The sequence below is a fragment of the Aestuariimicrobium sp. p3-SID1156 genome (assembly GCF_025144225.1).
GTDB lineage: Bacteria > Actinomycetota > Actinomycetes > Propionibacteriales > Propionibacteriaceae > Aestuariimicrobium.
The window spans coordinates 485815-511077 of sequence record NZ_JALXXB010000001.1 but is presented as its reverse complement, the minus strand read 5'-3'; the positions used below and the strand labels follow the sequence as shown (position 1 = coordinate 511077).

Below are 25263 nucleotides of genomic sequence, written 5' to 3'. Positions count from 1 at the left end.
GTGAACTTCCGTCTGTACGACTCCGCCACCCGTCAGGTCCATGACTTCACGCCCCTCGTCGAGGGTCGGGTCTCGATCTACCACTGTGGCCTGACCGTGCAGTCCTCCCCGCATCTGGGCCACATTCGCAAGGAGGTCGTCTTCGACGTCCTGCGCCGCTGGCTTGAGCACTGCGGGTACCAGGTCGACATCATCGCCAATGTCACCGACATCGACGACAAGATCCTGGCCAAGTCCGCCGAGCGTGGCGTGGCCTGGTACGCCCATGCGTACGAGTTCGAGAACGAGCTGCACGAGGCCTACGCGTCGCTGGGCTGCCTGCCGCCCACCTACGAGCCGCGTGCGACCGGCCACATCCCCGAGATGGTCGAGCTGATCCAGACCCTCATTGATCGCGGCCACGCCTACCCCGCCCCCGACGAATCCGGCGACGTCTACTTCGACGTACGCTCCTGGCCCCAGTACGGCGAGCTGTCCCACCAGAAGCTCGACGAGATGGAGCCCGCGGGCGACGCCGACCCGCGCGGCAAGCGAGACCCGCGCGACTTCGCCCTCTGGAAGGGCCACAAGGCGGGCGAGCCCGAGACCGCCTCCTGGCCCTCACCCTGGGGCCGTGGACGCCCGGGCTGGCACATCGAGTGCTCCGCCATGGCCGGCAAGTACCTGGGCGATGCCTTCGACATCCACGGCGGAGGCATCGACCTGCGCTTCCCGCACCACGAGAACGAACTGGCCCAGTCGCGGGCTGCCGGGCGTCCCTTCGCGCACTACTGGATGCACAACGCGTGGGTCACCATGGCCGGGGAGAAGATGAGCAAATCCCTGGGCAATACCGCCAAGGTGAGCGAGGTGACCCGGATGCACAACCCGCGCGCGGTCCGCTTCTTCCTGCTCGCCCCGCACTACCGTTCCATGATCGACTTCTCCCCCGCCGACGAGGCGACCCGCGGCTCACTCGACGAGGCCGGCAAGGCGATCGAGCGCATTGACGGCTTCCTGGCCCGGGCACGCGAACTCGAGGTGCCCGTGGTCGAGGCAGACCTGCCCACCGCCTTCGTCGAGGCGATGAACGATGACCTCGGGACGCCGGGAGCGGTCGCGTCCCTGTTCGGCACGATCAGCGACGGCAACAAGGCGATCGCCGCCAAGGACCTGGATGCCCTGGCTCCCCTGCTGGCACAGGTCCTCGACATGCTCGACGTCCTGGGCCTCAACCCGGACGCCCCCGAATGGGCGCACCTCGCCTCTGGGGGGTCCGGCGAGCTGGAGCCGGTGGTCGACGGGCTGGTGCAGGCGATGCTGGCCCAGCGCGCCGATGCCCGCGCCCGCAAGGACTGGGCCGCCGCTGATGCCGTCCGCGACCAACTGGCCGCACTCGGCCTCAAGATCACCGACACCCCGCAGGGTGCCCGGTGGGAACTGGAGAAGAACTGATGGCCGGAAACTCGCAGCGCCGCGGCGCCACCACCAAGGGCAAGGGACGCACTGCCGGCTCCGGCGGGCGCGTCCGTCGAGGGCTCGAGGGCAAGGGCCCCACGCCCAAGGCGGAGGACCGCACGTACCACAAGGCCTACAAGGCCAAGCAGGCTGCCGCCAAGCGCCAGGCCGCCCAGCCCCGCCGCAACCTCACCAAAGGACGCCCGGGGGCGGGCCCGGAGTGGGTCGTCGGCCGCAATCCCGTTCTCGAGGCGCTCCAGGCCGGGCTGCCGGTCAAGACCGCGTTCGTCGCCGAGGGCGCCGATCGCGACGACCGCCTGCGCGACATCCTCAAGATCGCTGCCGAGAAGTCGATCCCGCTGATGCAGGTCACCCGCGTCGAACTGGACCGGCTCACCCAGGGCGCGCTGCACCAGAGCGTCGCCCTGCAGCTGCCGGCCTACGAGTACGCGCACCCGGATGATGTGCTGGCAGACGCCATCAACGACGAGGACCGGGAGGCGCTGGTCGTGTTCTGCGACCAGATCACCGACCCCCGCAACCTGGGTGCGGTGATCCGCTCCGCGGCTGCTTTCGGGGCGCATGGCGTGGTGATCCCGGAACGTCGCTCGGCGTCGATGACAGCTGCGGCGTGGAAGACCTCCGCGGGTGCGGCTGCCCGCATCCCCGTGGCGATGGCCACCAACCTGAACCGGAGCCTGCAGCAGTACGCCAAGGCGGGCTTCACCATCGTCGGCCTCGCCGGCGAAGGGGACGTGGACGTCGCGGGCATCCCCGGCGTGGACGGCCCCCTGGTCGTCGTGCTCGGCTCCGAGGGTGAGGGCCTGTCCCGGCTGGTCCGTGACAACTGCGACCACCTGGTGTCGATCCCCATCAGCAGCGAGGTGGAATCCCTCAATGCCTCCGTGGCCGCGTCCATCGCGCTCTACGAGATCGGGCGATGCCGCGGCTGACCACCCCTCGGGTGGCCGCCGCAGAGGAACTGAGGCTCAGAGCTCCAGTCCGGGGTAGAGCGGATGGTTGTTGAGCAGCTCGTTGGCGGCCTGCTTGGTCCTGTCCGCGACACCGTCGGCCAGGGTGTACTTCGCCTTCCCGGGCTTGCCGGTGGAGGCGGTGACCGGGGTGGTGTTCTCCAGCACGTCCACGATGAGCTCGGCGACACGGTCGAAGTCCTCGCCGGTGAAGCCGCGGGTGGTGAGCGCGGGGGTACCGAGGCGAACGCCGGAGGTGTACCAGGCGCCGTTCGGGTCCTGCGGGATCGAGTTGCGGTTGGTGACCACACCGGCGTCGAGCAGGGCGGACTCGGCCTGGCGGCCTGTCAGGCCGAAGGTGGTGACGTCGAGCAGGACCAGGTGGTTGTCGGTGCCGCCGGTGACCAGCTTGCCGCCGCGCTTCAGGAAGCCCTCGGCCAGGGACTGGGCGTTGTCGGCGACATTCTGGGCGTAGGTCTGGAAGTCGGCGGTCTGCGCCTCGGCGAGGGCCACGGCCTTGGCAGCCATCATGTGCGAGAGCGGGCCGCCCAGCACCATCGGGCAGCCGCGGTCGATGTCTGCGGCGAATTCCTTGGTGGACAGCACCATGCCGCCGCGCGGGCCGCGCAGGGACTTGTGGGTGGTGGTGGTGACCACATCGGCGTGGGCGATCGGGTTCTCATCACCCTGGAAGATCTTTCCGGCGACAAGCCCGGCGAAGTGGGCCATGTCGACCATGAGAACGGCGCCGACCTCGTCGGCGATCTCGCGCATGGTGGCGAAGTTGACCCGGCGCGGATAGGCCGAGTAGCCCGCGATGAGGATGAGGGGCTTGAACTCCTTGGCGTCCCGGCGCAGCTTGTCGTAGTCGATCAGACCGGTCTCGGGATCAGTGCCATAGCTGCGCTGGTGGAACATCTTGCCGGAGATGTTGTGCCGGAAGCCGTGGGTGAGGTGGCCGCCGGCGTCCAGCGCCATGCCCATCACCCGCTGCTCACCGAAAGTCTTGCGGAGGGTCTCCCAGTCCTGCTCGGTGAGATCATTGACCGTCTTGGCACCCAGCTGTTCCAGGGCCGGACTCTCGATGCGGTTGGCCAGGATGGCCCAGTAGGCGACCAGGTTGGCGTCGATCCCGGAGTGCGGCTGGACGTAGGCGTACTCGGCGCCGAAGAGGTTGCGGGCGTGCTCGGCGGCGACCGACTCAACGGTGTCGACATTCTGGCAGCCGGCGTAGAAGCGGTGCCCGACGGTGCCCTCGGCGTACTTGTCACTGAACCAGGTGCCCATGGTCGCGAGCACCGGCAGGGAGGCGTAGTTCTCCGAGGCGATCAACTTGAGTGACGCGCGCTGGTCTGCCAGCTCCTGACGGGTGGCCTCGGCGATGCGAGGTTCGATGCCGCCGATGACGTTGAGGATGGTCTTGTAGGCGCTGTTCAGCTCAGCGTTGACCTGGGACACGGCGTACTCCTGGGCGAGGGGAACTGACCCAGCCCAATCTAGCCCCCCCGACGCCTACAGTGGAGGGGTGACCAGCGACTTCCAGCACCCGCAGCCGCCCCAGGGCGGACAATCGTGGTTGCCGGCAAGTCAGCCCACTCCGGTGAGCCGACCCACAGGGCCACAGTTTCGCAATTCCTGGCGGCCCGAGCCGCCGGATCGGCAGCACCCCCAGCAGCCCTGGCCGGCTCCCTACCAGCAGAACCACTTCCAGCCGCCGCCGATGGGGGCCCCTGCCCAGCCAGCGCACTGGCAGCTGCAGCCTCCCCCATGGCAGCAACAGCCGCAACCGGGGCCGTGGCAGCAGGGCCCCTGGCAGCAGCCACAGCAGCGTCCCCCCTACCCCTATCAGCAGCCCTTCCCGCAGCCGACCCCCAAGGCAAGGGGGGACAAGGCGGTGGCGGCGCTGACTGTTCTGGTGATCGCTCTCTGCGTCGCCCTGGTGGCGGTCTGGGTACAGTCCCGCGATGGCGGCGGCCCCTTGGGGCCCACGGCATCGCCGACCCCGGAGTGGAAGAACGAGGACTACGTCATCCCGACGACGCAGTCGGTGAACCCCCCTCTCCCCCAAGCGACGGTGAGCGACATGAACGAGTTGATGGAGGGGAACACGCTCTACGACGAGTCACTGGCGGTGCCGGTTCGGTGCGAGATGGCCAGGAAGGACATGGCGGGCGCCACGGCGAGCGAGATGAAGGCCCGGCTCGAGGAGCAACTCGACTGCCTGCTGCGGGTCTGGGGCCCCGCCCTGGATGCCGCCGAATACAAGGCGATTCGCCCCACGATCACGGTCATGACCACCCCGCGCCAGACCCCCTGCGGCAAGATGCAGATGAAGAACGCCATGTACTGCTCCCGCGACCAGAACCTCTACTTCGCCATCGACGTACTCGACGTGTTGGACATGGACGACAAGACCTGGGCGCTGGAGTCCATCATGGCCCACGAGTTCGCTCACCTGGTCCAGGGGCGCAGTGGCATCATCCCTGCCCGTAACCTGGCCGCTGACAGGGCCAAGACCAAGTCCGAGGCCCTGCTGCTGGTGCGTCGCAACGAGGCCCAGGCGGACTGCATGGCCGCGATGTTCTTCCGCAGCACGAGCAAGTCACTGGAGATGACCTCGGCCGACCACGCGCAGGTGATCAGCACGTTCAGGAACTTCGGGTCCGATCGCCCGGGGCGTCCTCGCGTCGACAAGGAGTCGACGCATCCGAAGATGCACACACGCGAGGCATGGGCCACCAAGGGCCTGGGCAGCAGCGACGTCGCGGTGTGCAACTCCTACGTGGTCAGCCCGGACCAGGTCGCCTGACTCAGGCTGGCACGATCAGCGCGGTCGCCACAGCCGCAACGCCTTCACCGCGCCCCGTGAGCCCGAGCCCGTCGGTGGTGGTTGCGGACAGGCTCACCGGGCAGCCCAACGCCTCCTCCATGACACGTTCGGCCTCCGCGCGCCGGGCGGCGATGCGAGGACGGTTCCCGATCACCTGGACCGCGACATTGCCGAGTTCGAACCCGGCGGCGCGCACACGCCTGGCCGTCTCGATCAGAAAGGCGATGCCCGAGGCACCGGCCCATTCAGGTCTCGAAGTGCCGTAGTTGCTGCCCATGTCCCCCAACCCGGACGCGGAAAGCAGCGCATCGCAGGCGGCATGGCATGCGACGTCACCATCGCTGTGACCAGAGAGCCCGCGCGCCTCATCGGGAAAGTGAAGCCCGGCGCACCACATCGGCTCCCCCTCCACGAGCTGGTGGACGTCGGTGCCGATTCCGGTGCGAGGCAGGATCATGCGGGGTCCTCCTGGTGGATCTCGCGCTGGTCACAGATGGCCTCGGCAACGACGAGGTCGAAGGGTTCGGTCACCTTGAGGGAGTCCCGGGACCCCGGCACCAGCAACACCGGGTGGCCGGTCGCTTCACAGACGGCTGCGTCATCGGTGACCTCCAGCCCCCGTCGCAGGGCGACGGCGTGGCTGGCCACCAGGACCTGCAGGTCAAAACCCTGCGGCGTCTGGACCAGCCTGAGATCGCTGCGGTCCACCACGGAACTGCCCGCCTCATGCTCGTCCCGGCGCACCGAGTCGATCATCGGGATCACGGGAATCACCGCGGCGGCACCTCCGTTGACGGCCTCGATCACCGTGCCCACCACCGAGGGCGGCACCAACGCGCGGGCTGCGTCATGTACCAGGACGACGCGACACGTGGCCAGCTCAGGGTCAGTGGCAAGAACACGCAATCCCTCCACCACGGAGTCCTGACGGCGGCTACCGCCCACCGCATAGGAGATGGGCGCGTTGATGCCCGCCAGAGCCGCCTGGAAGTGCTCCTGCAATCCCTGGGCGACGACCACCACGAGATGGGTGCATCCACCAGCAAGCAGGGCATCGGCCGACCGCGCGACCAAGGATCGTCCCCGGATCTCGCGCAGCGCCTTGGGCATCGCACCGCCGAGCCTGACGCCCGAACCGGCAGCAACGATCACGCCCGCGACGGGCGTGGAGACAGATTCATCCACCCGGGTTCAACCGGTGATCAGGAAGCCAGGACCTCGTCCAGCAGGACCTCTGCGCGGTCCTCCTCGACCTTCTCGGCCAGGGCAAGCTCGGAGACCAGGATCTGACGAGCCTTGGCCAGCATGCGCTTCTCGCCAGCCGACAGACCACGATCCTTCTCTCGACGCCACAGGTCACGGACAACCTCGGCCACCTTGAGCACATTGCCCGAGTGCAGCTTCTCGAGGTTCGCCTTGTAACGACGCGACCAGTTGGTCGGCTCCTCGGTGTGGGGAGCACGGAGCACGGTGAAGACCCGCTCCAGACCGTCGGCATCGACGACGTCGCGAACACCGACCAGGTCGACGTTGCTCTCCGGAACCCTCACCACCAAATCGTTCTGACCAATGATTCGAAGGACCAGGTAGAGCCTGTCCTCACCCTTGATCTTGCGAGTCTCGATGTCCTCGATGACCGCAGCCCCATGATTGGGATAGACCACCGTTTCGCCGACCGTAAAAGTCATGAAGAAGTACCCCTTTCATGAGCCATTCTAGCACGCCACGCCGGGCAGGAAGTTGGCGGTGGGCGTCCACAGGTGGCAGAGTGAGGCTTTTTGGCCTCTTGACTTTGCCTGGCTTCTATGCCTGATGGTCACTACCGGGTGGGGTGGGATACATCTCAGAAGGCCGCGCGACTGTGCTCACCGGCACTGTTATGGCTAGTCTATCGATGACAAAGCCTGACGCTGAGCAACCCAAGGGAGACGCCCATGAGCACCGGAGCCCCCACCCGACGCGGAGTCCTCGCCCTCGCCGTCGTCGGCGCTGTGGCACTGAGCGGTTGCACCAGCACCTTCACGGCCCAGCCCTACACCCCGGGCGTCGGCACCAATGTGGACGCCGGCGACACCAAGGTGCGCGCGCTCGTCCTGGTGGTTGATGGCGAGCAGGCAGTGCTCACCGGCTCGCTGGTCAGCATCCGCGGCAATGACACCCTCACCAAGATCACCGGCAAGGCGCTGGACGCCAATGGAAACGAGGTCGGAGACCTGACCTTCCCCGATGGCCGCATCGAGGTCAAGCCGAACACGCTGGTCAAGCTCACCGACATGAAGCTGACCACGCCCAAGGGCAAGCTCACCCCCGGTTTCAATGCTGACCTCACGCTGCAGTTCGAGCGGGGCGGCGCGGTGGACATCACCGTCCCGGTCGTCAGCACCGACAACCCGGACTACGCGGACGTCAAGGCCGGCTGAATTCAACCCCGGGCTGGGCGGGCCTCCACTCAGCCCTCGAACTTGTAGCCGAGGCCTCGCACCGTCACCACCAGCACCGGATTGGCCGGATCCTTCTCGATCTTCGAGCGCAGGCGCTTGATGTGCACGTCCAGTGTCTTGGTGTCCCCCACGTAGTCGGCTCCCCAGATCCGGTCGATCAGCTGGCCGCGCGTCATGACTCGTCCAGCATTGCGCAGGAGCAGTTCGAGCAGTTCAAACTCCTTCAGCGCCAGGCGGACCGGCGTCCCATCGACAGAGACTTCGTGGCGTTCGACGTCGACGCGGACACCGGTGGACTCGATGACATCGGGGGCGAGATCGACATCGGCACCCCGGCGCAGCACGGCGCGAATCCTGGCAACCAGCTCTCGGTGACTGAACGGCTTGGTGACGTAGTCGTCGGCACCCAGTTCCAGCCCGACCACCTTGTCGACCTCGGAGTCGCGGGCGGTCACCATGATCACGGCGACGCTGCTGCGCTGGCGAAGCAGCCGGCACACCTCCGTGCCCGGCATGCCGGGCATCATCAGGTCGAGCAGGACCAGGTCCGCACCATTGCGCTCGAACTCGGCCAGCCCCTCCGCGCCATCCCCGGCCTCGGCAACCTCGAAGCCCTCGCGGCGCAGCATGAAGGCAGTCGCCTCGCGGTAGGACTGTTCGTCCTCAATGATGAGGATTCGTGCCATCACTGTCTCCTGTTTCTCAGTTCTCGGTGTCGGGGTCCAGCACGGGCAGGCGCAACGTGAAGGTCGAACCCTGCCCGGGGCGGCTCCAGACGTTCACCGTACCGCCATGGATCGCGGCAATGTGCTTGACGATGGACAGGCCCAGGCCCGTGCCGCCGCTCTCCCTGGAGCGGGCGTAGTCGACGCGGTAGAAGCGCTCGAAGATGCGCTGCTGGTCCTCAGGCCTGATGCCGATGCCGTTGTCGGCCACGGCGATGTCGATGAACTCGTCGTCGGCGTCTGAGACCTTGCGGTACGTCAACGCGACCCTGCTGCCCTCGTCGGAGTAGATGATGGCGTTCTGCAGCAGGTTGGTCAGGGCATCCTCGAGGCGGGGCGCATCACAGCGCAGCTCCAGGCTTTCATCACCGGTCTCGGAGATCGAGACCTGGCGCTGGCCCGCCAGTTCACGGCAGCGATCGATGGCCCCGTCGACGATTTCGTGCACCTCGACGGCCTCGCGGCCCAGCATCGGGTCACTGGACTGCAGACGCGACAGTTCGATGATCTGGGAGACCAGGTCCGCCAGCCGCTGGGACTCCTTGCGCAAGCGATAGGCGAAGTGCGAGACGGCCTCGGGGTCGTCAGCCGCCTCTCCCACGGCCTCGGCGAGCAGTGAGATGGCGCCGATCGGAGTCTTCAACTCGTGGGAGACGTTGGCGACGAAGTCTCGGCGGGTCTCGTCAACTCGCAGCAGCGGCGTCCTGTCGTCGGCCAGGACGACCACGACTCCGTCCTCGAACGCGGCCACTCGGAGGGTCAGGTGGACGACCGGGGCGCCGGCGCCACGGCTGAGCTCAATATCGGTCGTGGTGCCCTGTTGGCTTCTGCGGCACTCACGGACCAGTTCGAGAACCGAATCGATCGCGATCCTGTCACCACGGGCAACACCCAGCGTACGGGCTGCGATGTTGGAGTAGAGCACCTGGTCGTGGGGGCCGACGACCATGCCGCCTGCCTTGAGCATGCCCACCATGGCCTTCAACTGGGGGTGGACATCCCCGGTGTGCAACCGTGGACCCTGACTGGGCCGCCGGCCCACACCGGCGCCTGCTGCCACCAGCCCGATCAGGAAGCTCGCCACCGCCGTGCCGATGACGGCCAACCACAGATCCACGGCCTCAGTTTAGGGCGCTGTGCGGTGGACGCCACCTCGCCCAGTCGCTGCCACAGCCTTCAGATTCTGTTCACCGAGCGTTCATCGCAATTCAACGTCGGCGCCGCGTGGGCACCCTAGCGTCGTGGTCGCTATGTGCTCAAGGGCCTGTGGGGGCCCCTCCACGTAGAATGACCGCTGGTGGGCCAACCGGGCGTCCGCCGCAACGAAGGGACTGTCCGTGCGCGAAAACTACCGCGAAGAACTCGAGAGCGTCATCAACGACCTCGTCTCGATGACCGACCTGGTCAAGACCGCCGTCATCGAATCCAGCAAGGCCCTGGTGAACGCCGATCTCAACATCGCCGAGCAGGTCATCTCCAATGACTCAAAGATCGATGCGATGCACGATGACATCGAGCAGCGTGCCTTCATCCTGCTGGCCCGTCAGGCTCCCGTTGCCGGCGAACTGCGCACCGTCGTGGCTTCCATGCGCATGACCTTCGAGTTGGCGCGCATGGGCGACCTGGCTGCCCACGTGGCCAAGATCGCTCGACTTCGGTTCCCCGAGAAGGCCGTCCCCGACGACCTGTCGGCCAATTTCAACCGCATGTCCGAGCTGGCCGTGGAGATGATCACCACCGCCATGAAGACCCTCGCCGATCGTGACACCGCTGCTGCCCTCACCCTGGCCGACGAGGACGAGGAGATGGACATGCTGCGTCGCGAGCAGTTCAAGATCCTGCTCGGTGACGACTGGGACTACGGTGTCGAAGCAGCGGTGGACGTTGCCCTGCTCGGCCGCTACTACGAGCGCATCGCAGACCACGCGGTGGCCTTGGGCCGTCGCATCATCCTGGTGCTGACCGGCGAGGCCCCCGAAGGCGAGAACTGGCCCAACACCTTCTGATCCCGCCCCTACCGGGTACAGACGAAGAAATCCCCGGGAGCCTTGAGCTCCCGGGGATTTCCTGTGTTCGAGGGCGTCAGCTCACTTCTTCTTGCCCTGGTTCTTCACGGCCTCGATGGACGCCTTGGCAGCCTCCGGGTCGAGGTAGCGGCCACCCTTCTCCACGGGCTGGAAGTTGTCGTCCAGTTCGTAGAACAACGGGATGCCAGTGGGGATGTTGACCCCGGCGATGTCGGCATCGGAGATGCCGTCCAGGTGCTTGACGAGTGCGCGCAGGGAGTTTCCGTGGGCAACGACGAGCACGGTCTTGCCGGCGGCCAGGTCGGGCTTGATGCTGCTCTCCCAGTAGGGCAGCATGCGCGCGACGACGTCCTTGAGGCACTCGGTCTGGGGGCGCTCGTCCTCGGGGATGTCGGCATAGCGAGGGTCATTCCACTGGGAAAACTCGGCGTCCTTCTCGAGGACCGGCGGGGGGGTGTCGTAGGAACGGCGCCACAGCATGAACTGTTCCTCGCCGTATTTCTCCAGAGTCTCCGCCTTGTCCAGACCCTGCAGGCCGCCGTAGTGGCGCTCGTTCAGGCGCCAGCTGCGCTCGACCGGGATCCAGTGGCGATCACAGTTGTCCAGGGCGAGGTAGGCGGTGTGGATCGCGCGACGCAGCAGCGAGGTGTGCAGCTTGTCGGGGAGCAGGCCCTCGGATGCGAGGAGCTCACCACCCTTCTTCGCCTCACCCACACCCTTCTCGTTGATGTCGACGTCCACCCAGCCGGTGAACAGGTTCTTCTGGTTCCATTCACTCTCGCCGTGGCGGAGCAGGATGAGCTTTGAGGTCATGGCCTCACTCTATCGAGCGCTGACACAATGGGGTCATGGGATCCCGTACTGCTGTCGTCACGGGCGCCTCCTCCGGGATCGGCGCCGCCACCGCTCGCCTGTTGGCCCGTGAGGGGTGGCGGGTCGTCTGCGCCGCGCGTCGTCAGGACCGGATCCAGGCCCTGGCCGACGAGATCGGCGGCAAGGCTGTCCAGTGCGATGTCACCCGTGATGAGGACGTCGCGCGGCTCGCTGCCGAGGTGGGTCCCGAGCTCGGATTGCTGGTGAACAATGCCGGCGGCGCGCTGGGGCAGGAGCCCCTCGCCCAGGCCCGGCTGGACCTGTGGGACCAGATGTACCAGGTCAACGTCCTCGGCACGGCCCGCGTCACTCGTGCGCTGCTGCCCGCCCTGGTCGAGGGACGCGGCTGCATCGTGGTGATCACCTCCACCGCCGCCGAAACCTCCTACGAGGGTGGGGCGGGCTACAACGCGGCCAAGTCCGCCGAGCGTGCCATGGTCGGTGCCCTGCGGCTGGAGATCGTCGACCAGCCGGTCCGCGTCTCCGAGATCGCCCCGGGCATGGTGCACACCGAGGAGTTCTCCCTGGTGCGTTTCGCCGGGGACCAGCAGCGGGCCGACCAGGTCTACGCCGGGGTCGCCGAGCCGCTGGTCGCAGAAGACGTGGCTGAATGCATCGGCTGGGTGGCGTCCCGGCCCGAGCACGTCAACATCGACCGGATGGTGGTGCGCCCCCGGGTGCAGGCAGCCAACTGGAAGCTGCACCGTGAGGGCTGACTGCTGAGGACAACAACGGCCGGCTCAGCGCACGTCGCGGGCCAGTCTGGTTCCGAACTCCTTGCGGATGCTGGGCGCCCTGATCTCCTTGCGGACCCGGGCCAGCGTTTCGGAGTCACCGATGGCGGGCCACAGGGACAGCAGCATGCCGTCACGCGCCTGCTGATCCCCACGAGACCTGGTCGGGTCGATGGCCAACACCCGGTCCAGGATCCAGGCGAGGTCGGGGTGGTCATGCTCGAGTGCGGTGAGCTCCACGTCCGCCTGCAGGGCGCGCACCAGCGGCCAGTTCCAGGTGTCTTCGGGCAGCATTGCCAATTCGGGGATCTCGGCGATGGCCGCGGCGAGCGCTCCTGGCTCCCCCAGCTTCGCCAGGGCATCGACCGCCAGCGTCGGCGACTGCTTGAGGCTGGACGCGGCAGCCACGCCGGCTGACAGTCCGTCACGCCTGGTCACCTCGCCGATGAGGGTGGCACGCATCCGCTCGATCTCGACCTTGAGCGTGCGCGCGTTGAACCTGGCGGCAAGGCGGCGGAATCCGGGCAGGTCGCCGCGGGTGGCCAAGTGCCAGCCCAGCACGCGCCAGCCGCGCCACTGGTCCTCCCCGAAGCAGGGGTGTTGCGCAGCGGAGATGGCGGCATCGATGTCGCCCTCGCGCGCGAGTCTGGCGATGACCGCGCGCTGGAGGACGGCAGAATCTGACGGCAAACGGGCGCCCTCCACCAGAGAGCGGGCAGCGTCGAGCGACAACAGGCCGAGTTCGACCACCAGGGCCACCATCTGGGGCAGCGACTGTCGGGCAGCGCCGGTCAGCAGCCAGGTGTTGACCTCCTGACGAGCGGGATGGGGTCCAGCGTACGACGGACCGTACAGGTACACCTCGGGGGCATCACTGTTCGCCCACGCGGCGACCGCCGCCAGGGCGGCATCCGTGAAGGCACGAGCGGGGCCGGGTTTCGGGTAGGGCGGACGCCTGGCAGCCTCCAGTTCCTCCTCGGAGGGCTGGTACTGCCAGGCGTCACGTGCGAGCGATTCCAGAGTCAGGCCTTGAGCTCGATCAGGGGCTGCCCACCCTGGACGGCCTGTCCGGGCTCGACCAGGATGGCGCCCACCGAGCCGGCGGCGGGGGCGGTGATCTCGGTCTCCATCTTCATGGCCTCGAGCACCAGCAGCACTGCCCCTGCCTCGAAGGAGTCCCCCTCCTTGACCAGGACGCGAGCCACCGATCCGGCCAGCGGGGCCACCACGGCGTTGGCACTGGCAGCAGGCATCTTGGCCGTTGTCGGGGCTGCGACATTGGTGCCACCGCCACCCCCGATGATGATGGTCGGCGCCTGCCGCGTCTCCTCGGCGACCTCGACCTCAACCTCGTACTCGGTGCCGTTGACGGTCAACTTCAGTTCCATGGTTTCCTCTTCTCGATCACCGGTTATGGGGCACCGCGCGGTTGTGGACGCGGCTGCGGGCCTCGCGCGTCCAGGAGCCGGACTGGCTGAACCTCACTGCCCGCACCTTGGCGTCGTGGCCGAGGTAGGCGGCCACGGCCGCTGAGATGGCGATCAGGTCGTCCTCGGGGATGCGCTGGCTCTTCTGCAGCTTGGCGACCTGTGTCTCCAGGGCATCAACCCGCTCGACCAGGGCACGCAGCTGCTTGAGCAGCGCGTCGTTGTCAGGCATCGTCACTCCTTCGATCAGGCCGGGCCGAGGCCGTGCTTCTTGGCCGGGCGCAGCTCCCGCTTGCTCGCGAGCAGCTCCAGGGCAGTGGCGATCTCACGGCGGGTTTCAGCCGGGTCGATGATGTCGTCGACCAGACCGCGGGAGGCTGCCACGTAGGGCGTGGAGAAGGTCTCGCGGTACTCCTCGACCAGCTCGGCGCGACGCTTGACCGGGTCCTCGGCGGCGTCGATCTCGCGCTTGAAGACGACGCCAGCAGCACCCTCGGCACCCATCACGGCGATTTCGGCGGTGGGCCAGGCGAAGACCTTGTCAGCACCCAGGTCCTTGGAGCACATGGCCAGGTAGGCGCCGCCGTAGGCCTTGCGCATCACCACCGTGATCTTCGGAACGGTGGCCGCGGAGTAGGCGTAGAGCATCTTGGCGCCATGGCGGATGATGCCGTTGTGCTCCTGGGCCACGCCCGGCAGGAAACCGGGCACGTCGACCAGGTTCACGACCGGGATATTGAAGGCATTGCAGAAGCGGATGAACTTGCTGGCCTTGTCCGAGGAGTCGATGTCGAGGACCCCCGACATCACCGAGGGGTTGTTGGCGATGATGCCGACGGTGCGTCCGACGACGCGGCCGAAGCCCACCACGATGTTCTGCGCCCAACCGGCCTGGACCTCCAGGAAGTCGCCGCGGTCCACGATCTCGGCGATGACCTCGTGGACGTCGTAGCCCTTGCGGCCGTCGTCGGGAAGGATCTCGCGCAGCCGCTCGTTCGGGGCGACATCGAAGTCCGGGTCGACGATCGGGGCGTCCTCGGTATTGTTCTGCGGCAGGAAGCTGAGCAGCTTCTGGGCGATGAGGATGGCCTGCTCGTCATCATCGGCGACGAAGTGGACCACGCCAGAGCGCGCCATGTGGGCGTCGGCGCCACCGAGTTCATCCTGGCTGACGTCCTCGCCGGTGACCTGCTTGATCACACCGGGGCCCGTGATGAACATGTGGGCCTTGCGGGTCTGGATGATGAAGTCGGTCAGTGCCGGGGAGTAGGCCGCACCGCCGGCGCAGGGCCCGCAGATGACCGAGACCTGCGGGACGGCGCCCGAGAGCAGCACGTTCTGGTAGAAGACCTTGCCGTAGCCCGACAGGGAATCGATGCCCTCCTGGACGCGGGCGCCGCCGGAGTCGTTGATGAAGACGAAGGGCGTGCCGGTCTTCAGCGCGGACGCCATGGTCTCGGCGACCTTGACCGAATGCGCCTCACCAGCGGATCCACCGACGACCGTGAAGTCCTGGCTGGCCAGGTGGACCGGGCGTCCGAAGACGGCACCGCTGCCGGTCACCACGCCGTCGGCGGGCATGTCGGCCTTGTCCATCCCGAAGGTGGTGGTGCGGTTGCGGCGGAAGGCGCCGGTCTCCTGGAAGGTGCCGGAGTCGACCAGTGCGTCGATGCGCTCGCGGGCAGTCATCTTGCCCGTGGCGCGCTGCTTCTCCAACTTGTCCTCACCGCCACCGAGCTCGATCTTGTGGCGGGTCTCGTTCAACGTCTCCAGGCGCTCAGCCATGGTGTGGACGTTCTGTGACATGGAAGTCCTCTCGATCCTGTTGACGGCCTCAGGCCTGCTCGACCTTGACGGTCTGGGTGCGGCCGCCGATGGTGACGTTGTAGCTGATGGGGCCGCGCACGGCCTTGGAGTTCGCGTCGGCGGCCTTCTTCTCACGCTCAAGCTGCTCGGTGGTCTTGCCCACGTTCTTCGGCCCCTCGGGGCGGGTGGTGAAGAACTTGGGGGCGACGCCGGGGAACATGGCGGCGCTCAGCACGTCCTCATCGGAACCGTCGAAGCCGGGCAGCTTCTCGGCCTCGGCACGCAGCTTGTCCCATTCAGGCTCGAGCAGGTCAGCCGGACGCACCGTGATGGGGTCCTTCTTGTTCTGGTTGCGCGCGACCTCGATGACCTCGGGGTTGCGCTCCCCGGGGCATTCGCCGTAGTAGCCCAGCATGAGGTCGGCGAACTCACCGGTCATGACCTTGTAACGGCCCATGAGGACGTTGAACACGGCCTGGGTCCCCACGATCTGGCTGGAGGGGGTCACCAGCGGCGGGTAGCCGGCATCCTTGCGCACGCGCGGCACCTCCTCCATGACCTCCCGAATGCGGTCGCCCGCGCCCTGGTTGCGCAGCTGGGACTCCATGTTGGACAGCATGCCCCCGGGGATCTGGGAGTCGAAGATGTCGGTGTCGATCAGGGTGGCCGACTCGAACTCCTTGTACTTCGGGCGCACGGTGGCGAAGTGGTCGCGGATCGAGTGCAGCTTGGCCTTGTCCAGGCCGGTGGTGTACTCGGTGCCCTCGAGCATCTCGACCAGGGCCTCAGTCGGGTTGTGTCCCGGGCCGAGCGACATGGAGGAGATGGCGGTGTCGACGACATCGGCGCCAGCCTCGATCGCCTTCATCAGGCTGACCAGGGTGACACCGGTGGTGGAGTGGCAGTGGACGTTGATCTGGGTGCCGGGGTAGGCCTCCTTGACTGCCTTGACCACGTCATAGGCGGCCTGCGGCTTGAGCAGCGCGGCCATGTCCTTGAGCGCGATGGAGTCGGCGCCCATGTCGAGCAGTCGCCCGGCAAGCTTCACGTAGCCCTCGGTGTCGTGCAGCGGGCTGATCGTGTAGCAGATGGTGCCCTGGGCGTGCTTGCCGGTCTTCTTCACCGCAGCCATGGCGTGCTCGAGGTTGCGCGGGTCATTCAGTGCATCGAAGACGCGGAAGACATCCATGCCGTTCTCGGCCGACTTCTCCACGAACTTGTCCACCACCATGTCCTCGTAGTGGCGGTAGCCCAGCAGGTTCTGCCCGCGCAGCAGCATCTGCAGGCGCGAATTCGGCATCAATTCACGGAAGGTCCGCAGACGTCGCCACGGGTCCTCATTCAGGAAGCGGATGCACGCGTCGAACGTGGCACCGCCCCAGCACTCCACCGACCAGTACCCGGCGGAGTCGATGTCGGCGCAGGCGTCGACCATGTCCTCCATCGCCATCCGGGTCGCCATGAGGCTCTGGTGGGCGTCGCGCAACGCTACTTCGGTCACACCAATCTGTCGCTGACTCATGGTTACAACCTACCCAGCAGGGTCCTGACGGGGACGGCGGGCCGGCGAAATAGTCACCACCCTGGGCCCGTTTCGGCGTCCCTGCCGGGCCTGTTCGTGAGATCGCTCACAACCTGACCCCAGCCGGGGACGCCAGTGGCTGGCCTGTGGCCATTTGCTCAGGGGAGCGTGGGTTGGCTGCCCACATGGGCGTGTCGAACCTGAGCCTCAGATCACCCGGACGCTCGTGGCCAGGCGGCGCAACTCGCGTTCGGGGGCCGGCTCGCCCTCTCGCACGCGGTAGCGAGCGATGGTGAGGGTGGAATGGCTGGGCTTGGGCGCGCGGGCCGGGGTGATGAAGGCGAAGTAGTCGTCGAAGTCGGTCCGGCGGTTGGTGTACTCCGAGTAGGTGTGTCGGCCGTAGCTGATGGTGGGGCCGTCATCCCACGGCAGCCGCTCCCCCTCCACGAGCTGCTCCACCGAGCGGTAGAAACCATGGCGGCCATTGATCGGCGCCGCAGGATCGGTCTTGACATCGTCGGGCAGCAGGTAGACCGCGAAACCGTCGAAGTGCCACTGCGGCACAGGGTCGGACCGCTTGCCGCCGTCGAGGTACTGAGAGCGCTTGGGTGGGTTCTTGCCGCAGCCGACCGAGATCTCCAGCTCGACGCCGATCTCTTCGATGCGATGGGGACGCGGCGGAGCGGCGCACGGCGGGCTCGGCTCAGGGGTGGGGGTCGTGGTCGACCCGCCCCAGCCTGCGATCTCCTCATCGCAGCCGGTGAGCGCCGCGACCAGACCCAGGGCAAGCGGGAGTCTCAGGGCGTCCCGGCGACGAAGTTTGCGCATGCAAAGATGATGCCGCGGGAGGGGGTCACCTGCTTGACTGGCCCCATGGGACGCGACCTGGCACAGCATGACTGCAAGGGCACCTGCAACTGGGGGCCGACCGACGAACGCATCGACGACCTGCAGGTCTTCGAGTGTGCCAGCTGCCGCAGTGAGTGGACTCCGGCGCAGGCCTGGACGCCCCGCAATGCCGATGGCCAGCTCTCCCCTAAGGTCGCGGCTGCGCGCGCCGAGAACCCGGTGCAGTCCAGCTGGTGAGGGCATGACGAAGGGGCGGCCCCGAAGGACCGCCCCACACACTCGCAGAAGTGGTTCAGACTCACTCAGCCTTGGCAGAAGCCGAGGTTCCCGCCGAGCGCAGGTCCTGGCAGGCCTCGACCACGCGAGCAGCCATGCCCTCCTCGGCAAGCTTGCCCCAGGCGCGGGGATCGTACATCTTCTTGTTGCCGATCTCGCCGTCGATCTTCAGCACACCGTCGTAGTTCTTCATCATGTGGTCAACGACCGGGCGGGTGAAGGCGTACTGGGTGTCGGTGTCGACGTTCATCTTGATGACGCCGTAGTCGACGGCGTCGGAGATCTCCTGCTCGGTCGAGCCGGAACCGCCGTGGAAGACCAGGGCGAAGGGCTTCTCCTTGCCGTACTTCTCGGCGACGGCGCTCTGCAGGTCCTTGAGGATCTCGGGACGGAGCTTGACGTTGCCCGGCTTGTAGACGCCGTGGACATTGCCGAAGGTGAAGGCGGTCAGGTACTCGCCCTTCTCGCCGAGGCCGAGGACCTCAGCGGTGCGCAGGGCGTCCTCGACCGAGGTGTACAGCTTGTCGTTGATCTCACCGACCACGCCGTCCTCCTCGCCACCGACGGCACCGATCTCAATCTCGAGCAGCTGCTTGTTGGCGTGGGTCTGGGCCAGCAGCTCCTCAGCGATCTGCAGGTTCTTCTCGGTGTCGTCCAGGGCCGAACCGTCCCACATGTGGGAGTTGAACAGCGGGTCCTCGCCGCGGGCGACGCGCTCGGCCGAGAGCTTCAGCAGCGGACGCACAAAACCGTCCAGCTTGTTCTCGGGGCAGTGGTCGGTGTGCAGGGCGATGTTGACCGAGTAGTTCTTCGCAACCTCACGGGCGTAGGCCGCCAGCGCGGCGGCGCCCGTGACCATGTCCTTGATGGTCGGGCCGGAGGCGTATTCGGCACCACCGGTGGAGACCTGGATGATGCCGTCGGAGCCGGCCTCGGCGAAGCCACGGATGGCCGCGTTGATGGTCTGGGAGGAGGTGATGTTGATGGCCGGGTAGGCGAAGCTGCCCTCCTTGGCCCGAGCGATCATCTCGGCATAGACCTCGGGAGTTGCGATGGGCATGCGGAGCCCCTTTCTGACTCTTGGCCGCGTTGGCCTTCACGGGATTTCGTGTACTCCCCCAGTCTGTCAAACACCCGTCCCCCTGTCAGCGTGGGGTCCACCAACGGACGCATCGGCCCCGCGGGTCCCCCGAATCCGGCTGGTCGACGGGCTGGTCACTCGCCCCAGATCGAGTCCAGCCCGGACAGGTCGAGCCCGCGGCGCCCGCCCGAGTAGGCGCGAATCGCGGAGTCGATCGTTCCCGGGAGCGTGTCGAGGTAGCTGACCGGCACCTTCCACTCGCCGTCGCGGTGCTCGACGGTGAGGTCGGGGCCGGTACCCAGCTTCGAGCCGGCCACCCGCAGGTCGGAGAGGCCCGCCCAGTCGAAGAGCTTCTCCGCGCCCTGCCCCTGCGTCCCCTCATCGACATGGACGCCCTGGTGGTCGATGCGCATCGCTTCCCCTGCGGGTACGCGACCGAGCGACCGGCGGGCCGAACGCAGCTCGAGGTAGCGCCAGACCAGAAACCCGAGGACGATCACCGCGGCGGGGATGCCGCCGAGCAGGAACTGTCCGATGCTCAGCTGCGTGCGGAAGACGAACCACAGCACCACCGTGAGCACGGCGTAGATGCCAACGCTCCACAGACCACGCCGGACCAGGGACTCCGCCTTCGCGACTCGGCCCGCCGCGCGGACGGGTGAGTAACCGACGAGGAAGGCCTCAGGAGTCTGCATGGGGACCACGTTAGCGAGCGGCGTGCTGTAGCGCCCAGTGGTACATCGTGATCGCGGCAGCGGCCCCGGCATTGATCGAACGAGTCGACCCGTACTGGGTGATCGCGACCAGCTTGTCGCAGGCCGCGACCACCTCGTCGGTGAGCCCGGGGCCCTCCGAGCCGAAGACCAGGCAGACCTGACGGGGCAGCGCCGCGGACTCCAGCGGGACCGCACCGGGCAGGTTGTCGACGCCAACCAGCGGGATGTCGCGCTCCCCCATCCAGCCGACCAGCGACTCGACGTCCTCGTGGTGGTGGACGAGCAGGTAGCGGTCGGTCACCATCGCACCGCGGCGGTTCCAGCGGCGCCGGCCCAGGATGTGCACGCCGGCGACGTTGAAGGCATTGGCGGTGCGCACCATGGAGCCGATGTTGAAGTCGTGCTCCCAGTTCTGGATCGCCACGTGGAGGGGGTGGCGATGGGTGTCCAGGTCGGCCACGATCGCCTCAACAGTCCAATAGCGGTACTGGTTACCGACATTGCGCCGGTCGCCGTCAGCGAGGAGCTGGGGGTCGAGTCGTGCGTCGTCGGGCCAGGGCTCGGGCATCGGGCCCACACCCACCACGGGGAACGGCGAAGGGGCCTCGTTCTCACGAGGCCCCTCCACGGATTGGTCCGTCACTGCTGCGGGTTCTGCGGGGGCTGCTGGCCGTAGTTGGGCTGCTGCCCGTACTGGGGCTGCTGCCCGTAGTTTGCCTGCTGTCCGTACTGGGGCTGCTGCTGGTACTGGGGCTGGGCCTGCTGCTGCGGCTGGGCCTGGGGGGCCTGGTAGCCACCGAAGTCATTCCGCTGCTGGAACTCCTGACCGGACTCGACGGCTGGACGCTCGACGCGGCGGGTCTGCTCGTCGGCGGGGCCGCGGTAGCTGATCTCGCCGAAGTTGACGTCCGGGGCCTGGCGCACGGCCGGATCGTTGACCTCGAAGTAGGTGGCCTTCTCGAACTTGAACATGTTCGCGACGATGTTCGAGGGGACCTGCTCGACCTTGGTGTTGTAGGCGCGCACGTTGGCGTTGTAGAAGCGGCGGCCGGCGGCGATGCGGTCCTCGGTGTCAACCAGTTCACGCTGCAGCTCGAGGAAGTTCTGGTTCGACTTCAGGTCGGGGTAGGCCTCCACGCTCACCAGCAGGTTGTGCACGGCGCCGGTCAACTGGGACTCGACCTCGGCACGCTGCGGGCTGGGGGTGTCGCCATGGGACTGCTGGCTCATGGAGGCCGCCTGGTTGCGCAAGCGGGTGATCTCCTCGAGCGTGTTGCGCTCGTGCGCGGCGTAGGCGCGCACGGTCTCGACCAGGTTGGGGATGAGCTCGTAACGACGGTTCAGCTCGACGTCCACCTGACGCCACGACTCCTGAATCGTGTTCCGCAGTCGGACGAAGTTGTTGTAGGGCGCGACGAACAGCGCCAGGCCCAGCACGACCAGTGCGGCCAGGATGATGAGGATCACAACGAGTGGCGACATGGCTCCAAATCTAGCGGGTCGCCGGTTCTCAGCCCATGAGCTCGGCAAAGACCACGGCTCGCCGGTTGGTCCCGAGCAGGTCGGCGGCGGTCGTGAGCGTCAGCAGTGAGGTGGTGGGCTCCGCGTCCTGACCGGGGACGCGATCCAGCACCCAGCCCCCGGACTTTCCGGCGTCCACCTGGGCAGGGGCCGTGGTGATGCGGTAGCGGGAGCGTCCCTGGTGCGTCTCGAGGGTGATCTGGTTGCCCTCGCGCAGGTCGAGCAGTTTCGCGAAGGGGGCGCCGTGGGTGATGCGGCGGCCAGCGATCGCCAGGTTGCCCTTCTCACCGGGGCGTGAGGTCTGCGGATACCAGCCCAGCCCGCGATCGAGCTGTTCCGTGGACGTGCCAACCAGCACCGGCCATTCGATGCCCAGCTCCTCACTGCTGAGCACGGCCAGCACCTTTGGATGCGGCTTGCCCGCCTTCCAGGCGGTCCGCGCTTCGCTGACAAGCTCGGACGCCGCGCTGCGAGCGGGGCGGTTGGTTCCCCACACCTGCCAGGCCACTGCCGCGGAGCCGGCCACCAGGGCCAGGACCAGCAGCACCAGAAGAGTGATCAACAGCCAGGGCCGACGTCGGGGGGTCAGCTCAGCCACAGCATCGTCTCCTCATCGCCCATCGGTGAATCCGTGCTGGTCCCATCATGCATCGGCTGTGCCCCACCGATGAGTGATTTCAGCTGCACCCCCGTCATCACTCGGTAGCTGAACACTGCGCCGGCGGCCTCGCGGCTGAGGGTGTCGATCGGCAACGGCTGGCCGGAGCCGGCCAGGATCAGGTTGCCGCGACGGCGGCCCTTGAGGGTCGAGGGCTCGGCCGACATCGACCGGTGCGGGAAGTAGAGGCGCATCCCGGCCAGGACGCGTCGCGTCCACGCAAAGGGGGCCTTGTCGGTGACGTTCATCAGCAGGAGCCCGCCGCTGGTGAGCACTCGCCGGGCCTGGGCGAAGCACTCGACGGTGACCAGGCTGGCCGGGACGATGCGTCCGATGAAAGCGTCAATGATGATCACGTCGGCGTAGTCGTCGGGCATCGCTGCGAGCCCGGTGCGTCCGTCGACCGGGCGCACCTTGATGCCGGAGTTCTTGGGCAGGGGAGCCTTCTCGCGGACCTCCGCGGTCAAGGCCTCGTCGGGCTCGCAGACGATCTGCGCCGATCGGGGACGCGTGTGGGCGACGTAGCGGGGAAGGGTCAGCGCCCCACCACCGATGTGGACGACGCGTAGCCGCTCACCGGCGGGCGCGTGGGCGTCCAGATGAGCAGCGATGCGTTGAACATAGTCGAACTCGAGCCGAGTGGGGTCCTCCGGGTAGACCCAGGACTGGTCGGCTCCCCCGACCCGGAGCATCCAGGCACCTGGAACTCCGGGGTCGGGGACGAACTGGCGGTCTGTCACTGGATGACCAGCTGGCCGTCCCGCACATCGAAGACCACCGTCGCGCCGTCAGTTACCTCACCGGAGAGCACCTTGCGGGCGAGCTGGTCCTCGATGGTGGACTGCACCAGCCGGCGCAGCGGACGCGCACCGTAGACCGGGTCGAAACCGGTGCTGGCCAGCCACTCCTTACCGGCCGGGGTCACCTCGATGGTGATCCGGCGGTCGGCCAGGCGCTTGTTCAGCTTCGCCAAGCTGGTGTCGACGATGCGGGTCAGATCGCTCTGGGTCAGGGGGTCGAACATGACGATGTCGTCGAGTCGGTTGAGGAACTCGGGACGGAAGGCGCCCCGCACCACGTTCATGACCGCATCGCGCTTGGCCTGGGCGTCCATGTTCTGGTCGGCCAGGAACTGCGAGCCCAGGTTGCTGGTCAGGATCAGGATGGTGTTGCGGAAGTCGACCGTGCGCCCCTGCCCGTCGGTGAGGCGACCGTCGTCGAGCACCTGCAGCAGGATGTTGAACAGGTCGGGGTGCGCCTTCTCGACCTCGTCCAGCAGCACCACCGAGTAGGGGCGGCGACGGACGGCCTCGGTGAGCTGTCCGCCCTCCTCGTAGCCGACATAGCCGGGAGGGGCACCGACCAGACGCGAGACCGAGTGCTTCTCGGAGTACTCCGACATGTCGATGCGCACCATGGCGCTCTCGTCGTCGAAGAGGAACTCCGCCAGCGACTTGGCCAGCTCGGTCTTGCCGACGCCGGTGGGGCCGAGGAAGAGGAAGGAACCGGTGGGGCGGTTCGGATCGGAAATGCCGGCCCGGCTACGGCGAACAGCGTCCGCGACGACCTTGACGGCTTCTTCCTGGCCGATCAGGCGGTCGTGGATGTGCTCCTCCATGCCCAGCAGCTTCTCGGACTCGGCCTGCATCATCTTGCCGACCGGGATGCCGGTCCAGGCGGAGATCACCTCGGCGATGTCGTTGGAGTCGACTTCCTCGGAGACCATCGTGGGCTGGGTCTGCTCGGCCTCGGAGGCGGCCTCGAGTTCCTTCTCCAGGGCGGGGATCTGGCCGTACTGGATCTCGGCGGCCTTGCCCAGGTTGCCCTCGCGCAGCAGCTTGTCGGCCTCGGTGCGCAGCTTGTCAATCTGGGTCTTGAGGTCGCCAACCTTGTTCAGGCCACTCTTCTCGGCCTCCCAACGGGCCTCGAGACCACGCAGCTGCTCCTGGGCGTCGGCCAGGTCAGCCTTGAGCCGCTCGAGACGGGCCTTCGAACCGGGGTCCTCCTCCTTCTCCAGAGCGAAGACCTCCATCGACATGCGGTCGGCCTGACGACGCAGCTGGTCGATCTCCTCCGGCGACGAGTCGATCTCCATCCGCAGTCGGGACGCCGCCTCGTCGATCAGGTCGATGGCCTTGTCCGGCAGCTGGCGGTGGGTGATGTAGCGGTCCGAGAGCGCGGCGGCAGCGACCAGGGCACCGTCGGTGATGCGCACCTTATGGTGGGCCTCGTAGCGTTCACGCAGGCCACGCAGGATGGCGATGGTGTCCTCGACCGACGGCTCACCGACGTAGACCTGCTGGAAACGACGCTCCAGGGCCGGGTCCTTTTCAATGCGCTCGCGGTACTCGTCGAGCGTGGTGGCGCCGATCATGCGCAGCTCGCCGCGGGCAAGCATGGGCTTGAGCATGTTGCCGGCGTCCATGGCACCTTCACCGGACGCGCCGGCACCCACCACGGTGTGGAGCTCGTCGATGAAGGTGATGATCTGGCCGTCGGACTCCTTGATCTCGTTCAGGACCGCCTTGAGGCGCTCCTCGAACTCGCCCCGGTACTTGGCGCCGGCGACCATGGAGGACAGGTCGAGCGAGACCACTCGGCGTCCCTTGAGGGAATCGGGAACGTCACCCTGGACCACGCGCTGGGCGAGGCCCTCGACGACTGCGGTCTTGCCGACGCCGGGCTCACCGATCAGGACGGGGTTGTTCTTGGTGCGGCGTGCCAGCACCTGGACGACACGACGGATCTCGGAATCGCGACCGATGACCGGGTCGAGCTTGCCCTCGCGGGCGCGCTCGGTCAGGTCGACGGAGTACTTGTCGAGGGCCTTCTCACCGCCCTCGTCCTCGGCAGAGGTGACCCGACGGTCGCCCCGGGCATCATTGAAGGCCTTCTCAAGGGCGGGCGCGGTGGCGCCGGCGCGCTCGAGAATGCTGCGGGCGTCCGAGGCGATGGCGGCCAGGGCGATCAGCAGGTGCTCAGTGGCGACGAACTGGTCACCCATCTTGTCCGCCCGGGTCTCGGCATCGGCGAGGACGCGGGCGAGCGCTCCCGACAGCGTGGGCTGGGCGACGGCTGATCCCTGGGCGCTGGGCAGCTTGGCGATGGCCTGCTCGGCGGCCTGGTCGATCTGGCCGGGGTCGGCGCCGACAGCGGTCAGCAGCGCTCCGACGGTGTTGTCGGGAACCATCAGCAGGGCGTGGAGCAGGTGACTCGGCTCAGCCGAGGGGTTGCCATGGGTGAGGGCATTGCGCAACGCCGCGGAGACGGCGTCACGACTCATCGTGGTGAGCTTTTCGGTGTTCACGCAGTGACTCCTGGAAGTAGTGGGACTCGAAGTTGAGCTACCTTCACTCAACTACGTCGCGA

The 25263-nt window shown here is 67.2% G+C and carries 27 protein-coding genes; 7 read left to right on the top strand and 20 right to left on the bottom strand.

The window, feature by feature from the left end; translation table 11 throughout:
- Both cysS and rlmB read left to right on the top strand, forming a co-directional pair.
- Entirely contained in the window at nt 1-1434 is a 1434-nt protein-coding gene (gene cysS / locus M3G03_RS02420; RefSeq protein ID WP_259807817.1) for a cysteine--tRNA ligase, read from the top strand.
- The gene (gene rlmB, locus M3G03_RS02415; protein ID WP_259807816.1) at nt 1434-2390 is read left to right on the top strand and encodes a 23S rRNA (guanosine(2251)-2'-O)-methyltransferase RlmB; all 957 of its coding nucleotides are present in this window, start codon (nt 1434-1436) and stop codon (nt 2388-2390) included. The genes cysS and rlmB overlap by 1 nt, the downstream gene beginning before the upstream one ends.
- A 36-nt stretch (nt 2391-2426) precedes the next feature.
- Here the strand turns inward: rlmB and M3G03_RS02410 are convergent, their stop codons facing one another.
- Nucleotides 2427-3866 carry a glycine hydroxymethyltransferase gene (locus M3G03_RS02410; RefSeq protein ID WP_259807815.1) on the bottom strand — a complete coding sequence of 480 codons (1440 nt, stop codon included), beginning with the start codon at nt 3864-3866 and terminating at the stop codon, nt 2427-2429.
- Between the two features lie 67 nt (nt 3867-3933).
- Between M3G03_RS02410 and M3G03_RS02405 the strand changes: the two genes are divergently transcribed.
- The gene (locus M3G03_RS02405) at nt 3934-5217 is read left to right on the top strand and encodes a neutral zinc metallopeptidase (RefSeq protein WP_259807814.1); all 1284 of its coding nucleotides are present in this window, start codon (nt 3934-3936) and stop codon (nt 5215-5217) included.
- Nucleotide 5218: 1 nt separating this feature from the next.
- Here M3G03_RS02405 and ispF read toward each other — a convergent pair whose 3' ends face one another.
- Genes ispF through M3G03_RS02390 form a run of 3 tightly spaced genes read right to left on the bottom strand, consistent with a single transcriptional unit; the run spans nt 5219 to nt 6926 of the window.
- Nucleotides 5219-5695 carry a 2-C-methyl-D-erythritol 2,4-cyclodiphosphate synthase gene (gene ispF, locus M3G03_RS02400; RefSeq protein ID WP_259807813.1) on the bottom strand — a complete coding sequence of 159 codons (477 nt, stop codon included), beginning with the start codon at nt 5693-5695 and terminating at the stop codon, nt 5219-5221.
- The gene (gene ispD / locus M3G03_RS02395) at nt 5692-6423 is read right to left on the bottom strand and encodes a 2-C-methyl-D-erythritol 4-phosphate cytidylyltransferase (protein WP_259807812.1); all 732 of its coding nucleotides are present in this window, start codon (nt 6421-6423) and stop codon (nt 5692-5694) included. Before ispD ends, ispF begins: the two co-directional genes overlap by 4 nt.
- A 17-nt stretch (nt 6424-6440) precedes the next feature.
- Nucleotides 6441-6926: a CarD family transcriptional regulator gene (locus tag M3G03_RS02390; protein WP_259807811.1), complete on the bottom strand. Its 486-nt coding sequence runs from the start codon at nt 6924-6926 to the stop codon at nt 6441-6443.
- 246 nt (nt 6927-7172) lie between these two features.
- On the opposite strand from M3G03_RS02390, the gene M3G03_RS02385 reads away from it, so the two are divergent.
- Nucleotides 7173-7658 carry a hypothetical protein gene (locus tag M3G03_RS02385; RefSeq protein ID WP_259807810.1) on the top strand — a complete coding sequence of 162 codons (486 nt, stop codon included), beginning with the start codon at nt 7173-7175 and terminating at the stop codon, nt 7656-7658.
- A gap of 29 nt (nt 7659-7687) precedes the next feature.
- Here the strand turns inward: M3G03_RS02385 and M3G03_RS02380 are convergent, their stop codons facing one another.
- Both M3G03_RS02380 and M3G03_RS02375 read right to left on the bottom strand, forming a co-directional pair.
- Nucleotides 7688-8365 carry a response regulator transcription factor gene (locus M3G03_RS02380; protein ID WP_259807809.1) on the bottom strand — a complete coding sequence of 226 codons (678 nt, stop codon included), beginning with the start codon at nt 8363-8365 and terminating at the stop codon, nt 7688-7690.
- 16 nt (nt 8366-8381) lie between these two features.
- Nucleotides 8382-9521 carry a cell wall metabolism sensor histidine kinase WalK gene (locus M3G03_RS02375; RefSeq protein WP_259807808.1) on the bottom strand — a complete coding sequence of 380 codons (1140 nt, stop codon included), beginning with the start codon at nt 9519-9521 and terminating at the stop codon, nt 8382-8384.
- 220 nt (nt 9522-9741) lie between these two features.
- Between M3G03_RS02375 and phoU the strand changes: the two genes are divergently transcribed.
- The gene (gene phoU, locus M3G03_RS02370) at nt 9742-10410 is read left to right on the top strand and encodes a phosphate signaling complex protein PhoU (protein ID WP_259807807.1); all 669 of its coding nucleotides are present in this window, start codon (nt 9742-9744) and stop codon (nt 10408-10410) included.
- 81 nt (nt 10411-10491) lie between these two features.
- Here phoU and M3G03_RS02365 read toward each other — a convergent pair whose 3' ends face one another.
- The gene (locus tag M3G03_RS02365) at nt 10492-11244 is read right to left on the bottom strand and encodes a phosphoglyceromutase (protein WP_259807806.1); all 753 of its coding nucleotides are present in this window, start codon (nt 11242-11244) and stop codon (nt 10492-10494) included.
- 35 nt (nt 11245-11279) lie between these two features.
- Here M3G03_RS02365 and M3G03_RS02360 point away from each other — a divergent pair, with 35 nt between their 5' ends.
- The gene (locus M3G03_RS02360; RefSeq protein WP_259807805.1) at nt 11280-12020 is read left to right on the top strand and encodes an SDR family NAD(P)-dependent oxidoreductase; all 741 of its coding nucleotides are present in this window, start codon (nt 11280-11282) and stop codon (nt 12018-12020) included.
- A gap of 24 nt (nt 12021-12044) precedes the next feature.
- Here M3G03_RS02360 and M3G03_RS02355 read toward each other — a convergent pair whose 3' ends face one another.
- From M3G03_RS02355 to M3G03_RS02330, 6 genes are all read right to left on the bottom strand, one after another.
- A complete protein-coding gene (locus tag M3G03_RS02355; RefSeq protein ID WP_259807804.1) occupies nt 12045-12899 on the bottom strand; it encodes a hypothetical protein in 855 nt (284 codons plus the stop codon).
- 161 nt (nt 12900-13060) lie between these two features.
- Entirely contained in the window at nt 13061-13426 is a 366-nt protein-coding gene (locus tag M3G03_RS02350; RefSeq protein WP_259807802.1) for an acetyl-CoA carboxylase biotin carboxyl carrier protein subunit, read from the bottom strand.
- Nucleotides 13427-13442: 16 nt separating this feature from the next.
- Nucleotides 13443-13697: a hypothetical protein gene (locus M3G03_RS02345; protein ID WP_259807801.1), complete on the bottom strand. Its 255-nt coding sequence runs from the start codon at nt 13695-13697 to the stop codon at nt 13443-13445.
- A 14-nt stretch (nt 13698-13711) separates the two neighbouring features.
- On the bottom strand, nt 13712-15271 hold the full coding sequence (locus M3G03_RS02340) for an acyl-CoA carboxylase subunit beta (protein ID WP_259807800.1): 1560 nt from the start codon (nt 15269-15271) through the stop codon (nt 13712-13714).
- A gap of 28 nt (nt 15272-15299) precedes the next feature.
- Nucleotides 15300-16793: a methylmalonyl-CoA carboxytransferase subunit 5S gene (locus tag M3G03_RS02335; RefSeq protein ID WP_259807799.1), complete on the bottom strand. Its 1494-nt coding sequence runs from the start codon at nt 16791-16793 to the stop codon at nt 15300-15302.
- A 207-nt stretch (nt 16794-17000) separates the two neighbouring features.
- Complete coding sequence (locus M3G03_RS02330) at nt 17001-17621, bottom strand: hypothetical protein (protein WP_259807798.1); 621 nt, start codon at nt 17619-17621, stop codon at nt 17001-17003.
- A 45-nt stretch (nt 17622-17666) separates the two neighbouring features.
- On the opposite strand from M3G03_RS02330, the gene M3G03_RS02325 reads away from it, so the two are divergent.
- A complete protein-coding gene (locus tag M3G03_RS02325; protein ID WP_259807797.1) occupies nt 17667-17879 on the top strand; it encodes a hypothetical protein in 213 nt (70 codons plus the stop codon).
- A gap of 61 nt (nt 17880-17940) precedes the next feature.
- Here the strand turns inward: M3G03_RS02325 and fbaA are convergent, their stop codons facing one another.
- The 7 genes from fbaA to clpB form a co-directional block, all read right to left on the bottom strand.
- On the bottom strand, nt 17941-18978 hold the full coding sequence (gene fbaA / locus M3G03_RS02320; RefSeq protein WP_259807796.1) for a class II fructose-bisphosphate aldolase: 1038 nt from the start codon (nt 18976-18978) through the stop codon (nt 17941-17943).
- A gap of 155 nt (nt 18979-19133) precedes the next feature.
- Nucleotides 19134-19694 (bottom strand): hypothetical protein, encoded by a 561-nt coding sequence (locus tag M3G03_RS02315; protein ID WP_259807795.1) that lies wholly within the window; start codon nt 19692-19694, stop codon nt 19134-19136.
- Between the two features lie 10 nt (nt 19695-19704).
- Nucleotides 19705-20283: an RNA methyltransferase gene (locus M3G03_RS02310; protein WP_259807794.1), complete on the bottom strand. Its 579-nt coding sequence runs from the start codon at nt 20281-20283 to the stop codon at nt 19705-19707.
- Nucleotides 20284-20354: 71 nt separating this feature from the next.
- Entirely contained in the window at nt 20355-21197 is an 843-nt protein-coding gene (locus M3G03_RS02305) for a LemA family protein (protein WP_259807793.1), read from the bottom strand.
- 28 nt (nt 21198-21225) lie between these two features.
- Nucleotides 21226-21834, bottom strand: a complete 609-nt coding sequence (locus M3G03_RS02300; RefSeq protein WP_259807792.1) for a sortase domain-bontaining protein — start codon at nt 21832-21834, stop codon at nt 21226-21228.
- On the bottom strand, nt 21822-22586 hold the full coding sequence (locus M3G03_RS02295) for a spermidine synthase (RefSeq protein WP_259807918.1): 765 nt from the start codon (nt 22584-22586) through the stop codon (nt 21822-21824). Before M3G03_RS02295 ends, M3G03_RS02300 begins: the two co-directional genes overlap by 13 nt.
- A 44-nt stretch (nt 22587-22630) precedes the next feature.
- On the bottom strand, nt 22631-25177 hold the full coding sequence (clpB, locus tag M3G03_RS02290; RefSeq protein WP_259807917.1) for an ATP-dependent chaperone ClpB: 2547 nt from the start codon (nt 25175-25177) through the stop codon (nt 22631-22633).
- Nucleotides 25178-25263 lie beyond the last annotated feature (86 nt).

What these genes read in the sequence shown, in the direction of transcription:
- rlmB (WP_259807816.1), top strand. Translation starts at nt 1,434, where the DNA reads ATGGCCGGAAACTCGCAGCGCCGCGGCGCCACCACCAAGGGCAAGGGA.
- M3G03_RS02325 (WP_259807797.1), top strand. Translation starts at nt 17,667, where the DNA reads ATGGGACGCGACCTGGCACAGCATGACTGCAAGGGCACCTGCAACTGG.
- fbaA (WP_259807796.1), bottom strand. Translation starts at nt 18,978, where the DNA reads ATGCCCATCGCAACTCCCGAGGTCTATGCCGAGATGATCGCTCGGGCC.
- M3G03_RS02310 (WP_259807794.1), bottom strand. Translation starts at nt 20,283, where the DNA reads ATGCCCGAGCCCTGGCCCGACGACGCACGACTCGACCCCCAGCTCCTC.
- M3G03_RS02360 (WP_259807805.1), top strand. Translation starts at nt 11,280, where the DNA reads ATGGGATCCCGTACTGCTGTCGTCACGGGCGCCTCCTCCGGGATCGGC.
- M3G03_RS02380 (WP_259807809.1), bottom strand. Translation starts at nt 8,365, where the DNA reads ATGGCACGAATCCTCATCATTGAGGACGAACAGTCCTACCGCGAGGCG.
- M3G03_RS02295 (WP_259807918.1), bottom strand. Translation starts at nt 22,586, where the DNA reads ATGCTCCGGGTCGGGGGAGCCGACCAGTCCTGGGTCTACCCGGAGGAC.
- M3G03_RS02330 (WP_259807798.1), bottom strand. Translation starts at nt 17,621, where the DNA reads ATGCGCAAACTTCGTCGCCGGGACGCCCTGAGACTCCCGCTTGCCCTG.
- clpB (WP_259807917.1), bottom strand. Translation starts at nt 25,177, where the DNA reads ATGAGTCGTGACGCCGTCTCCGCGGCGTTGCGCAATGCCCTCACCCAT.
- M3G03_RS02385 (WP_259807810.1), top strand. Translation starts at nt 7,173, where the DNA reads ATGAGCACCGGAGCCCCCACCCGACGCGGAGTCCTCGCCCTCGCCGTC.
- M3G03_RS02350 (WP_259807802.1), bottom strand. Translation starts at nt 13,426, where the DNA reads ATGGAACTGAAGTTGACCGTCAACGGCACCGAGTACGAGGTTGAGGTC.
- M3G03_RS02390 (WP_259807811.1), bottom strand. Translation starts at nt 6,926, where the DNA reads ATGACTTTTACGGTCGGCGAAACGGTGGTCTATCCCAATCATGGGGCT.
- M3G03_RS02340 (WP_259807800.1), bottom strand. Translation starts at nt 15,271, where the DNA reads ATGTCACAGAACGTCCACACCATGGCTGAGCGCCTGGAGACGTTGAAC.
- M3G03_RS02315 (WP_259807795.1), bottom strand. Translation starts at nt 19,694, where the DNA reads ATGCAGACTCCTGAGGCCTTCCTCGTCGGTTACTCACCCGTCCGCGCG.
- ispF (WP_259807813.1), bottom strand. Translation starts at nt 5,695, where the DNA reads ATGATCCTGCCTCGCACCGGAATCGGCACCGACGTCCACCAGCTCGTG.
- M3G03_RS02345 (WP_259807801.1), bottom strand. Translation starts at nt 13,697, where the DNA reads ATGCCTGACAACGACGCGCTGCTCAAGCAGCTGCGTGCCCTGGTCGAG.
- M3G03_RS02305 (WP_259807793.1), bottom strand. Translation starts at nt 21,197, where the DNA reads ATGTCGCCACTCGTTGTGATCCTCATCATCCTGGCCGCACTGGTCGTG.
- M3G03_RS02365 (WP_259807806.1), bottom strand. Translation starts at nt 11,244, where the DNA reads ATGACCTCAAAGCTCATCCTGCTCCGCCACGGCGAGAGTGAATGGAAC.
- M3G03_RS02335 (WP_259807799.1), bottom strand. Translation starts at nt 16,793, where the DNA reads ATGAGTCAGCGACAGATTGGTGTGACCGAAGTAGCGTTGCGCGACGCC.